This window comes from Nocardioides sp. T5, from assembly GCF_048161455.1.
Lineage (GTDB): Bacteria > Actinomycetota > Actinomycetes > Propionibacteriales > Nocardioidaceae > Nocardioides.
Genome location: NZ_CP182415.1, coordinates 1,670,024 through 1,682,141, shown reverse-complemented (window position 1 = coordinate 1,682,141; position 12,118 = coordinate 1,670,024). Strand labels below are relative to the sequence as shown.

General features: G+C 73.1%; 12 protein-coding genes. 5 read left to right on the top strand and 7 right to left on the bottom strand.

What is annotated here, in order from left to right; translation table 11 throughout:
• Positions 1–139 precede the first annotated feature (139 nt).
• The gene (locus ACNKF0_RS08210; protein WP_416957344.1) at positions 140–1,042 is read left to right on the top strand and encodes a DUF559 domain-containing protein; all 903 of its coding nucleotides are present in this window, start codon (positions 140–142) and stop codon (positions 1,040–1,042) included.
• A 33-nt stretch (positions 1,043–1,075) separates the two neighbouring features.
• Here the strand turns inward: ACNKF0_RS08210 and ACNKF0_RS08205 are convergent, their stop codons facing one another.
• The gene (locus tag ACNKF0_RS08205; protein WP_299931810.1) at positions 1,076–2,527 is read right to left on the bottom strand and encodes an RNB domain-containing ribonuclease; all 1,452 of its coding nucleotides are present in this window, start codon (positions 2,525–2,527) and stop codon (positions 1,076–1,078) included.
• A gap of 51 nt (positions 2,528–2,578) precedes the next feature.
• On the opposite strand from ACNKF0_RS08205, the gene yaaA reads away from it, so the two are divergent.
• Positions 2,579–3,367: a peroxide stress protein YaaA gene (gene yaaA, locus ACNKF0_RS08200; protein WP_299931812.1), complete on the top strand. Its 789-nt coding sequence runs from the start codon at positions 2,579–2,581 to the stop codon at positions 3,365–3,367.
• A 4-nt stretch (positions 3,368–3,371) separates the two neighbouring features.
• Here the strand turns inward: yaaA and ACNKF0_RS08195 are convergent, their stop codons facing one another.
• From ACNKF0_RS08195 to ACNKF0_RS08180, 4 genes are read right to left on the bottom strand one after another with little or no spacing between them, the layout of a single operon-like run.
• Entirely contained in the window at positions 3,372–4,466 is a 1,095-nt protein-coding gene (locus ACNKF0_RS08195) for an FUSC family protein (protein ID WP_299931814.1), read from the bottom strand.
• Between the two features lie 14 nt (positions 4,467–4,480).
• A complete protein-coding gene (locus ACNKF0_RS08190) occupies positions 4,481–5,221 on the bottom strand; it encodes a zinc ribbon domain-containing protein (protein ID WP_299931816.1) in 741 nt (246 codons plus the stop codon).
• A 29-nt stretch (positions 5,222–5,250) separates the two neighbouring features.
• Positions 5,251–6,369, bottom strand: a complete 1,119-nt coding sequence (locus ACNKF0_RS08185; RefSeq protein ID WP_299931820.1) for a Nif3-like dinuclear metal center hexameric protein — start codon at positions 6,367–6,369, stop codon at positions 5,251–5,253.
• Positions 6,370–6,391: 22 nt separating this feature from the next.
• Positions 6,392–7,933: an AMP-binding protein gene (locus ACNKF0_RS08180; protein ID WP_416957340.1), complete on the bottom strand. Its 1,542-nt coding sequence runs from the start codon at positions 7,931–7,933 to the stop codon at positions 6,392–6,394.
• Between the two features lie 168 nt (positions 7,934–8,101).
• Between ACNKF0_RS08180 and ACNKF0_RS08175 the strand changes: the two genes are divergently transcribed.
• Genes ACNKF0_RS08175 through ACNKF0_RS08165 form a run of 3 tightly spaced genes read left to right on the top strand, consistent with a single transcriptional unit; the run spans position 8,102 to position 10,743 of the window.
• Positions 8,102–8,635: a hypothetical protein gene (locus ACNKF0_RS08175; protein ID WP_416957338.1), complete on the top strand. Its 534-nt coding sequence runs from the start codon at positions 8,102–8,104 to the stop codon at positions 8,633–8,635.
• Positions 8,577–10,046, top strand: coding sequence for a sensor histidine kinase (locus ACNKF0_RS08170; RefSeq protein ID WP_299931826.1), 1,470 nt, complete (start codon positions 8,577–8,579; stop codon positions 10,044–10,046). Before ACNKF0_RS08175 ends, ACNKF0_RS08170 begins: the two co-directional genes overlap by 59 nt.
• Before the next feature lie 25 nt (positions 10,047–10,071).
• Positions 10,072–10,743, top strand: a complete 672-nt coding sequence (locus tag ACNKF0_RS08165) for a response regulator transcription factor (RefSeq protein ID WP_299931828.1) — start codon at positions 10,072–10,074, stop codon at positions 10,741–10,743.
• A 4-nt stretch (positions 10,744–10,747) separates the two neighbouring features.
• On the opposite strand, the gene ACNKF0_RS08160 is transcribed toward ACNKF0_RS08165, so the two are convergent.
• Together ACNKF0_RS08160 and ACNKF0_RS08155 are read right to left on the bottom strand one after the other, a co-directional pair.
• Positions 10,748–11,647, bottom strand: coding sequence for a serine/threonine-protein kinase (locus ACNKF0_RS08160; RefSeq protein ID WP_299931830.1), 900 nt, complete (start codon positions 11,645–11,647; stop codon positions 10,748–10,750).
• A 24-nt stretch (positions 11,648–11,671) separates the two neighbouring features.
• The gene (locus ACNKF0_RS08155) at positions 11,672–12,067 is read right to left on the bottom strand and encodes a hypothetical protein (protein WP_416957335.1); all 396 of its coding nucleotides are present in this window, start codon (positions 12,065–12,067) and stop codon (positions 11,672–11,674) included.
• Between the last annotated feature and the right edge of the window lie 51 nt (positions 12,068–12,118).

Sequence of the window (12,118 nt, the reverse complement as noted above, 5' to 3'; positions counted from 1 at the left end):
CCGGCGCGTCGAACGACCCGAAGTCGCACGCCTACCGCTGCCTGAGCGTGTCAGGGGGCGGCCGTACGACGTTGTGGTCGTCTGACGCGCCTGTGGATGACGCGAGCGGAGCGGGACCTCCTCGCGGCAGGCTGACCGGATGGACGCCGCTCCAGCACTCGAACGTCTCGGCGGGATCGCCGGCGCTCGCGACCTGCTGCGGCTGACGACCCGTCGGCGGCTCCGCCGGGGCCTCGCCCGCGGCCGGGTCGTGCGGCTCAGCCGGGGCCACTACGCGCTGCCGACGGCCGACGACGCCCGTCAGGTGGCGTCCCGGCTCACCGCGATCGTGTGCCTGCGGAGCGCGGCAGCCCATCACGGATGGGCGCTCAAGGCGCAACCGCACGTCCCGGAGCTGATGGTCAGGCGCGGCCGCAAGCTCTCACCGGAGCAGCGCGCGGGGGTCTCGATCCACTGGGCGAACGTCGCCGACGACCAGGTCGTCGACGGTGTGACGACGCCGCTACGCACGGTGGTCGACTGTGCTCGGATCCTGCCGTTCGACGAGGCACTCGCCATCGCCGACTCCGCCCTGCGGTCCGGGCTGGTGACGCGTGCCGACCTCGACGCGATCGACGTACGCGGTGCGGGCGCCGACGCCGTACGGCTCGTGCTGCGCCACGCCGATCGCCGTGCGGCCAACCCCTTCGAGTCGGTCCTCCGCGCCCTCTGCGTCGAGGCCGGGATCGTCGTGGAGCCCCAGGCTGCCGTCGACCTCGGCACCGGCACCATCCACCCGGACCTGGTGTGTCACGCGCTCCGTCTGGCGTTCGAGGCCGACTCGTGGTCCTTCCACGCCTCGCGCAAGGCCCACCGACGCGACTGCGCGCGCTACAACCTGCTGGTGATCAACGGCTGGCGGGTGCTGCGGTTCACCTGGGAGCAGGTGATGCACGACCAGGCCTACGTGCGCTGGGTGCTGGCCCAGGTCGCCCGGAGCGTCGGACGACCAGAAGTCGCGGCCGTCATCGTCAGCCCCGCTCAGGCGGCTGCTGCCGGCTGAGTTGTGGTCGTCCGACGCGCCGCCGTACGTGGCTCACGCCAGCCGGAACTCCACCTTGCGCATCTTCGGGTCGGCGGTCGCCAGCTCGACGGTGACCTCCTCGCCGAGGGGCAGGTCGCCCGAGCCGGTCACCCGCGCCTCGATGGCGGGGTCCTGGATGGTGATGTCGCCCTTCTGCTTGCTCTTCTCGTCGAGGTCGACGATCACAGCGGTGAAACGCTCGCCGACCCGGTCGTGGAGCAGCTCGGCCTCGCAGAGGTCGACGATGGCGTTCTCGTAGCGATTGGCGCGGCGCCCCGACTCGGTCATCGTGTCGGGCAGCTCGTGCATGGCCTCGATCACCCACGCCGGCACGTCGGTGCCGGCGCACAGCGCCACGCAGACCTCGCCGGCGTAGCGGTCGGCGAGGCGGCGGAGCGGCGCGGTGACGTGGGCGTACTCCGAGGCGAGCGCGGAGTGCTGCGCCAGCTCGGGCAGCTCGCCGTTGAAGGACACGTAGCCGGCACCGCGCAGCAGGCGCGTGCACGCCACGATCATCGCGGCGTGGGTCGGCTTCGACGGGTCCAGGGTGCGGACGAAGTCGGGGTAGAGCTGCTCGGCCGGCCACGAGATGCCGAGGGCGCGGGCGGTGCGGTGCAGGCGCTGTACGTCGTGGGGATCCGCCGGCGGCAGGGTGCGGAGGATGCCGACGCGGGCGTAGACCATCAGCGAGGCGGCCGCCATCCCGGTGAGGAGGGAGATCTGGGCGTTCCAGGTCTCGACCGGGGTCAGCCGTCGGAACTCCAGCTCCCAGTGCCCGTCGCCGTTCTCGACCAGCTCCTGCTCGGGCAGGGGCAGCGACACCCCGCCGCGAGCTGCCTCCCGGGCCAGGCGCAGCTCCCCGACCTCCTTGAGCAGGCCGATGAGCTCGTCGGCCCTCCCGGCGTCGAGGTCGGCCTGCACGCCCTCGTAGGACAGCTTGGCGCGCGAGCGCACCAGCGCACGCTCGACCTCGACGTCGGTGCCCTCGCCGGTCTCGTCGACCTTGATGGTCCACAGCAGCGCCGGGCGCACCTCGTCGGGCAGCAGCGACGCGGCTCCCTCGCTGAGCACGGTGGGGTGGAGCGGGATCTTGGAGTTGGCGCCGTAGAGCGTCTCGCCCCGGCGGTTGGCCTCCACGTCGACGGGGTCACCAGCGGTGACGAAGGCGGCGACGTCGGCGATCGCGTAGTGCACGACGTAGCCGGACCCGTCCCGCTCGATGTGCATCGCCTGGTCGAGGTCACGCGCCGACTCGGGGTCGATGGTGATGAACGGGATGTCAGTGCGGTCGAGCTCGGGCAGGCGGGGCGCTGCGGCTGCCTCGGCGGCAGCCCGCTCGACAGCGTCCGGGAAGTTGGGTGTCACCTCGAGGTCGGCCTGGATGGCGGCGATGCCGTCGCGCATCTCCTGCGCCGTCACGCTGTCGCCTGTCGACCGGACCTTGACCACGCGGTTGCTGGGCATACCCGGACCCTAGCCGGGAGGTCGCGGCGCGCGCTGCCTACGCTTGCGCGCGTGCTGATCCTGCTGCCGCCCAGCGAGGGCAAGACCGCTCCCCGACGTGGCAAGCCGCTCGACCTGGCCTCGCTGTCCTCGCCGTCCCTGACGCCGACCCGCGCAACGCTGCTGGAGGCGCTGGTGCAGCTCTGCGGCGACGACCCGGACACGGCGGCCGCGGTGCTCGGCCTGGGCCCGGCCCAGCGCGACCTGGTGCAGCGCAACGCCGACCTTCACCACGCGCCGACGGCCCGCGCCGACGCGATCTACACCGGGGTCCTCTACGACGCCCTCGGCTTCGACACCCTCTCCCCCGCTGCCCGTCGGCGCGCGACGGCGCGGGTGGCGATCACCAGCGCGCTGTTCGGCCTCGTCCGACCCGGCGACCGGATCCCGGCCTACCGCCTCTCCGGGGACGCCACCCTTCCCGGTGCCCCCGGCACGGGCTCGGTGGCCGGCGCCTGGCGCGAGGTCCTCGGCGAGGCCGTCAGCGACGCGGTCGGCACCGGCCTGCTCGTCGACCTCCGCTCCGGGACGTACGCCGCCTTCTGGCGGCCGCCGGCGGAGGTCGCCCGCCGCGTCGCGACGGTGCGCGTGCTCCACGAGTCCGGTGGGAAGCGGAGCGTGGTGAGCCACTTCAACAAGGCGACCAAGGGCCGCATCGTCCGCGCCCTGCTCGAGGACGGCGCCAATCCCCGCACCCCTACGGCTCTCGCCGACACCCTCACCCGGCTCGGCTGGGCCGTCGAGACGGGCGCGCCCACCGCGAAGGGCACCCAGCTCGACGTCGTGGTGACGGAGGTCTGAGCGGTCAGCGCAGCGGGATCACGTCGGTCGCCTCGAGCGGGTCCATCCCGCACAGCGCCAGCAGGTCGGCGATGATCGAGCGCACCTGGGCGAGGATCACCTCCGCGGACAGGTCGTCGCTGTGCTCGACCTGCGCCGTGGCGTGCCCCAGCGCGATGAGGTCGTCGATGACCGCCACCGCCATCCGGTCGGCCACCAGCTCGTCGGCGACCCGTTCGGCGAGGGCCGCCAGGTCGCGCATCAGGGAGGCGTACGACGACGGGACGGGCTCGCGGCGATAGCTGGCCACCGCCACCCGGCGCACCACCACGCGGGTGTTGCGCAGGGCCACGTCGAGCGGCTCGACGAGCTCGGCGAGCTGGCGCTGGTGCTCGCCGTGGCGACGCCGGAACGGCGAGGAGCTCACCACCGACAGGCCCTCCGACGAGGCCGCACGCAGCTCGGCGATGAGCGAGTCGGTCGACCGGGCGTCGCGCAGAACGGCCAGCGCCTTGTCGACGTCGCCGTCCCCGATCCGGTCGGCCGACGAGCGGAGCAGCTCGGCGATCTTGCGCACCACGACGGCCGCCTGGTCGCGCGGCTTGCGCAGCGGGGCGCGGGGCACCACGGTCGCTGCGACGAGCGCCACCGCTCCGCCGATGATGGCGTCGGTCCAGCGGATGAAGGCGTCGCCCGGCGCCGGCGCGAGCGCGGCGACGACGATGCCCTGCACGGCGGCCTGGATGATCATCAGCTGCCCGGCGTCGAGCAGCAGCGCGATGGACATGCCGGCGGCCACGATCAGCGCGATCTGCCACCCGCCCGAGCCGATCAGGTGGGTGGCCGCGTCACCGAGGAAGACGCCGAGCGCCACGCCGACGGTGACCTCTGCTACCCGCCGCTGGCGCTGGCCGTAGGACATCCCGAGCGACACCACGGCCGCGATCGGCGCGAAGAACGGCAGCCGGTGGTTGAAGACGTCGGCGGCGAGCCACCACGCGACGCCGGCGGCGACCGCGCACTGGCCGATCACCCACCCCTTGGCCCGCAGCCGGGCCACGCGGGCACGCAGCGACGTACGGCTGCGCTCGGCGACGAGCTCCGCGTCGATGAGGCGCACGACGCGTCAGTCCCTCAGAGGCCGGACTCGTCGGTGCGCACCAGGATGCGCTGGCACTCCTCGCACCGGACGACCTCGTCGTCCGGCGCCGAGCGGATGCGCGACAGCTCGGAGGCGTCGAGGGTCATGTTGCAGCCGCCGCACTGGCGCGACCGCAGCAGCGACGCCCCGATGCCCTTCTGCTCGCGCAGCCGCTCGTAGAGCGCCATCAGGTCGTCGGGGATGCCCTCGATCGCCGGGCCACGCGCGGACGCCACCTCGTCGAGGGAGCGGTCGATCGCAGCGCGCTTCTCGTCGCGCGCGGCGACCAGCTCGGCGAGCCGGGCGTCGATGTCCTCGGCACGGATGCCAAGACCGTCGAGCACCTGCTGGGCCTCCTCGAGCTTCTCCATCACCTCGAGCTCGGCGTCCTCGAGCGTGGAGATGCGCCGCTCGAGCGACACGAGCTCGTGCTGCATGCGCTCGAGGTCCTTGGGGTTGGTGATCTGCCCGGCGTCCATGCGGCTGCGGTCGCGCTCGCGGCGTGCCTTGACCTGCTCGACCTCGCGGTCGGCCCTGGCCTGCTCGACGGTGAGGTCGTCCACGACGATGCGCGCGTCGCGCACCCGGTCGGTGAGCTCGGTGCGCTCGGCCTCGAGCGTGCTGATCTCGGCCGCCTCGGGCAGGTGGCCTCGCTGGTGGCGCAGCTGGGCGGCGCGGCGGTCGAGCTCGGCGACGTCGAGGAGCGCGAGCTGGTGGGTGGGATCGGCCTTCAACGGCTCTCCTGCTTCGACATTCGGGGGGTTCAGGGGCGGAACGTCCACGGGTCGGTGCACCGTGTGCTGACCCGGGTGCCGACCCTATCGCCCAGCGCCTGCTGCAGCCGAGCCTCCACCGCCGGCAACCACGTCCACTCGGCCGCCCAGTGCGCGACGTCGACGAGCGCCGGGCCGCCGTGCTCGAGGAACTCCGCCGCCCGGTGGTGCCGCAGGTCGCTGGTGACGTAGGCGTCGACGTCGCTGTGGGCGAGCTCGTCGAGGAGGAAGTCGCCCGCGCCGCCGCACACCGCGACCCGCCGCACCCGCCGCTGCGGGTCGCCGGCGACGCGTACGCCGTGGGCGGTGGCCGGCAGCGCGGCGCCGACCCGCGCGGCGAACCCCTCGAGCGTGGTCTCCTCGACCCTGCCGACCCGTCCGGTGCCGGTCGCCGCGAGACCGGGGTCGGCGAGCGGGACGACGTCGAAGGCCGGCTCCTCGTAGGGGTGCGCGGCCAGCAACGCCCGCACCACCGCCGTACGACGCGAGCGCGGGACCACCGCCTCGACCCGCGCCTCCTCGACCACCTCGAGGTCGCCGACCGCGCCGACGGCGGGCGTCGCCCCGTCCAGCGGCCGGAAGCGCCCCTCGCCGGTCCCGGTCCAGGTGCAGGAGTCGTAGTCGCCGAGCCGACCCGCACCGGCCTCCGTCATCGCGGCGCGTACGGCGTCGGCGGAGCCCACCGGCACGAACACGACGACCTTGTCGAGCGGGGCCGCCGGCGCCGGCCTGATCGGAGCGAGGTCGGTGAGCCCGAGCGCCAGCGCGAGCGACTCCGAGACTCCCCCGACGGCCTGGTCGGCGTTGGTGTGGGCGGCGAGCAGGGCGCACCCCCCGGCGGTGAGCGTGTGGAGCGTGCGCCCTTTGGGCGTGTCCGCGGCGACCGAGCTGACCGGCGTCAGGAAGAGCGGGTGGTGCACCACGAGCAGGTCCGCGCCCCACTCCACGGCTTCGTGAGCGACCTCGACCGTCGGGTCGACGGCGAACATCACCCGCTCGACCTCCGCCGACGGGTCCCCCGCCACGAGGCCGACGGCGTCCCAGGAGTCGGCGGTGCCGGGCGGGTACCAGGCGTGCAGCAGGTCGACGACGTCGGCGAGGGTGGGCATGCGGCCCAGTATCGAGCAGGCGCTAGTTGACCTGGCGCTCCTGCCCCTCCCAGTAGGGCTGGCGCAGCTTGAACTTCTGCAGCTTGCCGGTCGCCGTGCGGGCCAGCCCGTCGCGGAACTCGATCGATGTCGGGGCCTTGTAGCCCGCCGCCTTGTCCTTGCACCAGGCGATCAGCTCGGCCTCCGTGTCGGGGCTGCCGCTGGCCCCGTCGGCCAGCACGACCAGGGCCTTGATGGTCTCGCCCCACTTGTCGCTCGGGACGCCGATGACCGCGACCTCGGCGACCGCCGGGTGGGAGAAGAGCACGTCCTCGACCTCGATCGAGGAGACGTTCTCGCCACCGGTGATGATCACGTCCTTCTTGCGGTCGCTGATCGTGAGGTAGCCGTCGTCGCCGATCACGCCGCCGTCACCGGTGTGGAACCAGCCGTCCACGAGCGCCTTCCCGGTCTCGTCCGGCCGCTCCCAGTAGCCCTCGAGGATGACGTTGGAGCGTGCCAGCACCTCGCCCTCGCTGTCGGTGCGCAGGCGTACGCCGATCGCGGGCGCGCCGGCCCGCACCAGCTTCGCGGCCCGCTCCTCGGCCGGCAGGTCGTCCCACTCGGCCCGCGAGCGGTTCACGGTCAGCAGCGGCGAGGTCTCGGTGAGGCCGTAGATCTGGACGAACTCCCAGCCGAGCTCCTCCTCGACGCGCACGACCGTCTTCGTCGGAGGCGGGGCGCCGGCCATGATGATCCGCACCCGGTCACGCCCGGGGATCTCGCCCTCCCAGTCCTGCGCGGCCTCCAGCACGGCGGCGGCCACGGCGGGCGCCGCGCACATCACGGTCACGCCGTGCTGCTGCACCCGGCGCAGGATCTCCGCGCCGTCGACCTTGCGGAGCACCACCTGCGGCACACCGAGGCCGGTCATCGCGAAGGGCATGCCCCAGCCGTTGGCATGGAACATCGGCAGCGTGTGCAGGTAGACGTCGCGGTCGGTGACGCCGGCGTGCAGGCCGAAGGTGACCGCGTTGGTCCACAGGTTGCGGTGGGTCAGCTGCACGCCCTTGGGCCGCGCCGTCGTGCCCGAGGTGTAGTTGATCGTGGCCGTCGCGTTCTCGTCCGGCTCCCACGGGCGCGGCTCGATGCCGGGCGCGGCGAACATCGTGTCGTCCTCGCCGAGCACGAAGGTGTGCTCGACGTCGACACCCCTCAGCGAGTCGACCAGCTCAGGGTCGACGTAGAGGACCCGCGCGCCGGAGTGGGCCACGATGTAGGCGATCTCGTCCGGCCGCAGCCGGAAGTTGATCGGCACCAGCACCCGGCCCGACCCGCAGACCCCGAAGAACGACGTCAGCAGCCGCGCGGAGTTGTGGCTGATGATCGCGACACGGTCGCCGACCTCGAGCCCGAGCTCGTCCAGCCGCGCCGACTGGCGGCGGGAGAGGTCGTACGCCTCGGCGTAGGTCAGCGTGCCGAGCGACGCGGCGGGCTGGTCGGGCTCGTCGATGAATCCCGGCCGCTCGCCGTAGACGGCCGCGGCGCGCTCGATGAAGTCGGTGACGCTGAAGGGGACGATCATGCGCCCACTGTGGCACGCGTCACCCGCCGCTGCGAGGGGTCGGACGGCGGGTGCGACGGACGGCACGTCGACGTCGACGAACGGCGTGACGGACCGACGAGCGGACCCTAAGAACGCTCTCATCCGCGTCTCACGCTGCGCCCACCCCGCGCGACGACGATCGCCGGCATGGGACAGGTGACCAGGGTGCTCCTCCTCCTGGCGGTCGTGGTGCCGGTGACGGCGTACGTCGCCGGGTCGCTGGCCTCGCCCGGCGCACCGTCCCCCACCGACCACAGCCCGGTGATCCTGCGCGACGCCCCCGACGTCGCAGACGAGCAGCCGGCCACCGACCGCACGCGCGAGCGCGAGCGCCGCGACGATCGTCGCCGGGACGGACGAGGCGACCGGCCCCGGGACGGGCGCACCACCCCGCCCGAGCCTTCCGCGACGACACCGCCGTCCCCCGCCCCCGCCCCGCCGGCTCCACCCCCCACCACCGCGTCGCCTGACGACGACGGTGACGACCGCAGCAGCAGTAGTGGCAGCAGCGGTGGCACCGGCGGTGGTGGTGGCGGCAACGGCGGCGGTGGCGGTGATGCCGTGGTCGTGACCCCTCAGCCCACACCGATCGGGGAGGATGACGACGACGAGTGGGACGACGATGACGACGACACGGACGACGGCGACGACGCCGACGACGACGGAGACGGAGACGACTGACCGTGCCCGTCGCCGCTTCGCTCGCATCTCGGTCCGCACCCGCCTCACGGTCGTCATCGCCCTCCTCACCGCGGTGGCGATGACCGGCGCCGGACTGCTCGTCTACGCCCTCGAGTCGGCGCGCATCGAGCGCCAGGTCACCGCGCAGATCAGCCAGGAGATCGCCGAGTTCCGCGCGCTGCGGGTCGACCCCAACACCGGCGAGGAGTTCGACGACGTGGGCCGGGTGCTCAACGTCTTCCTCACCCGCAACGTGCCCGACGACGACGAGATGCTCGTCGGCTACGTCCGCGGCGAGACGCCCGAGCGCACCGCCAACCGCTACGGGCAGGAGGTCCTCGACGAGCCGGCCTACCGGGAGGCGCTGGCCGACCTCGCCGGGGCCGGCGGGACCCGCGTCATCGAGTCCCCCACCTTCGGCGAGACGTGGGTGACGCTCGTCCCGGTGACCAACACCCAGGGCGAGGGTGCGCTGGTGATCGTCAACTTCCTGCGCGACGAGCACGAGGAGCTCGACCGCACCCTCCAGACCTACACCCTCATCGCGCTGCTCTCGCTGGGACTCATCACCACGATCGCCGCCTTCCAGTCCGGCCGCCTGCTCGCTCCCCTGCGCACGCTCGAGGAGACGGCGCGCGAGATCACCACGACCGACCTGTCCCGGCGCATCCCCGAGCGCGGCAACGACGACATCACCGCGCTCACCCGCACGATCAACGGCATGCTGGAGCGCCTCGACTCCGGGTTCGCCGCCCAGCGCCAGTTCCTCGACGACGCCGGCCACGAGCTCAAGACGCCGCTCACGGTGGTCCGCGGCCACCTCGAGCTCCTCGACCCCCGCGACCCGGACGACCTGGCCGAGACCCGCGACCTGCTGCTCGACGAGGTCGACCGGATGTCACGGCTGGTGACCGACCTGATCCTGCTGGCCAAGAGCCGGCGCCCCGACTTCCTCGTGCTCGGTGAGGTCGAGCTGTCCGGCCTCACCCAGTCGGTGCTGGCCAAGGCCACCGCCCTCGGGGACCGTGCGTGGCGCCTCGACGACGTGGCCCGCGGACGCGCCGTGCTCGACGAGCAGCGCATCACCCAGGCCCTGCTGCAGCTGGCCGACAACGCGGTCAAGCACACCGACCCGGGCGCGGAGGTCGTCATCGGCTCCGCCCGCGCCGACGGCGAGGTGCGGCTGTGGGTCCGCGACTCCGGCGACGGGATCCCCGCCGAGGACCGCGACGCCGTCCTCGAGCGCTTCGGCCGCAGCCAGGTGCGCGCGGGTGACGACGGGTTCGGCCTCGGGCTCAGCATCGTGCGCGCGATCGCCGACGCCCACGGCGGCGTCGTACGCATCACCGACGCCGAGCCCCACGGCGCGCACGTCGAGATCGTCCTGCCCGACCGCGCGATCGACCGATGACCGACCAGCCGAGGAGGCACACCCGATGGCCCAGATCCTGATCGTGGAGGACGAGGAGCGGATCGCCTCGTTCGTGGCCAAGGGCCTGCGCGCCGAGGGCCACCACCCGACCGTCGCCGGCGACGGTCCCCGCGGGCTCGACGAGGCCCTGTCGGGGCGCTTCGACCTGATGGTCCTCGACATCGGCCTGCCCGGCATGGACGGCTTCGAGGTGCTCGACCAGCTGCGCTCCCAGGGGAGCCGGATGCCGGTCATCGTGCTGACCGCCCGCGACTCCGTGACCGACACCGTCACTGCCCTCGACAACGGGGCCGACGACTACATGGCCAAGCCGTTCCGCTTTGCCGAGCTGATGGCCCGCATCCGGCTGCGACTGCGGGCCCTCGCGCCGGCGGACGCGCCGACCAGCGGGGACGACCTGGTCGTCGGCGCCCTGCGGCTCGACCGGCGCACGCGCCGCATCTCCGGACCGCAGGGCGAGTCCGAGCTGTCGGCGCGCGAGTTCGCCCTGGCCGAGATCTTCCTGCTCAACCCGGGCCAGGTCCTGACCCGGGAGCAGCTCCTCGACCTGGTCTGGGGCTACGACTTCGACCCCGGGTCCAACGTCGTGGACGTCTACGTCGGCTACCTGCGCAAGAAGCTCGGCACCGGGTCGATCGCCACGGTGCGCGGCGTCGGCTACCGGCTCAACCCCTGATCCTTCAGCCCCTGATCTTGAAGCCGGCCAGGGAACCGCGCGGCAGCCCGGCCAGCACCGGCTCGAGCGCCTCGGCCACCTCGTGCGGCAACGGGCGCGCGTCGGGATCGACGCGCAGGCACGCCGCGATGACGTCCGCGACCACCGCGGGCACGTCGTCGGGCAGCGCACCGGGAGCGTCGACGAGCTGCGGGAAGCGACGGCGTACGTCGTCCGCGTCGGGGTCGCCGTGCTCGAAGGGCCGCCGGCCGGCGACCGCGTGGAACAGCGTGGCGCCGAGCCCCCACACGTCGGAGGCGTACGACGGCACCGGTCCGCCCTCCTCCCGCGAGGCACCCGGGTCGCACTGCTCGGGCGACATGTAGGCGTCGGTTCCGATCGGGTGCCGGAGGCGGCGGGCGTCCTCCTCGGGGCGGGCGACCGACAGGTCGATGAGCCGTGCGGGCGCGCCCATGATGACGTTGCTCGGCTTGATGTCGAGGTGGGTCCACCCGATGTGGCGGAAGTAGTGCAGGGCCGCGGCGACGTCGATGGCGAGCGGGAGGTACTGCTGCTCCTGCAGTCGCCCGTAGCGGCGGACCAGGCTGGAGAGCCGGGGTCCGTCGACGTGCTCGAGCACGACGTGCGGGCGGTCGCCGTCCTGCCCGTCGCGCAGCCCGCGGACGACGACCGGGTGGTTCACCGTGGCGAGGGCGAGGACCTCCCGGCGCAGGCCGCGCCGGGAGGACTCGTCCTCGAGCTGCGAGGGACGCAGCGCCTTCACGACCACGGGCGACCAGGTCACCTCGTCGAAGCACAGCCACGCCTCGTAGGCGGCGCCCCCGCCCAGGCGGCGCAGCGCGCTCAGCCCGGGCGCGAGGAGCTCCCCTTCCGCGAGGTGCCAGCCGTCGTCGTTCCTGCCCATGGTCGCCTCCCTCACCGCTCGCCGTCAGCGACGGGTGTCGTTGCGGCTGCGGTCGTTGGTGCTGTTGGCCGTCTTGTCGCGCGTCTTGTCGCCGCCGTCACGGGTCCAGTCGCGCGTCTTGTCGCCACGGCTCTTGTCGCGGTCGCGGCTCACGTCGGTCACGCGGCTGTTGGTGTTGTCGTTGGTGTCGCGGCTCTGGTCGGTGTACGACGGGCTGTTGGTGCGCGTGTCGTCATCGTCGTCGTCGTCGTTCGTGTCGTCGTCGTCGTCATCGGCGACCAGGACGAGCGACGGCGCGTCGTCCTCACGCTTGGTGGCCTCGTCGGGCGTCGAGGAGACGACCGGCGACGACATGGCGATCAGGCCGAAGGCGGTCAGGCCGGCGACACCCAGCAGGGTGGTGGGAAGCAGCTTCCTCATCATGGTTCCTCTCGTCGGGGGCCGGTGCGGCCCGCTGTACGAGAAGAGTGC

What these genes read in the sequence shown, in the direction of transcription:
- ACNKF0_RS08165 (WP_299931828.1), top strand. Translation starts at nt 10,072, where the DNA reads ATGGCCCAGATCCTGATCGTGGAGGACGAGGAGCGGATCGCCTCGTTC.
- ACNKF0_RS08205 (WP_299931810.1), bottom strand. Translation starts at nt 2,527, where the DNA reads ATGCCCAGCAACCGCGTGGTCAAGGTCCGGTCGACAGGCGACAGCGTG.
- ACNKF0_RS08160 (WP_299931830.1), bottom strand. Translation starts at nt 11,647, where the DNA reads ATGGGCAGGAACGACGACGGCTGGCACCTCGCGGAAGGGGAGCTCCTC.
- ACNKF0_RS08185 (WP_299931820.1), bottom strand. Translation starts at nt 6,369, where the DNA reads ATGCCCACCCTCGCCGACGTCGTCGACCTGCTGCACGCCTGGTACCCG.
- ACNKF0_RS08170 (WP_299931826.1), top strand. Translation starts at nt 8,577, where the DNA reads ATGACGACGACACGGACGACGGCGACGACGCCGACGACGACGGAGACG.
- ACNKF0_RS08210 (WP_416957344.1), top strand. Translation starts at nt 140, where the DNA reads ATGGACGCCGCTCCAGCACTCGAACGTCTCGGCGGGATCGCCGGCGCT.
- ACNKF0_RS08175 (WP_416957338.1), top strand. Translation starts at nt 8,102, where the DNA reads ATGGGACAGGTGACCAGGGTGCTCCTCCTCCTGGCGGTCGTGGTGCCG.
- ACNKF0_RS08155 (WP_416957335.1), bottom strand. Translation starts at nt 12,067, where the DNA reads ATGAGGAAGCTGCTTCCCACCACCCTGCTGGGTGTCGCCGGCCTGACC.
- ACNKF0_RS08180 (WP_416957340.1), bottom strand. Translation starts at nt 7,933, where the DNA reads ATGATCGTCCCCTTCAGCGTCACCGACTTCATCGAGCGCGCCGCGGCC.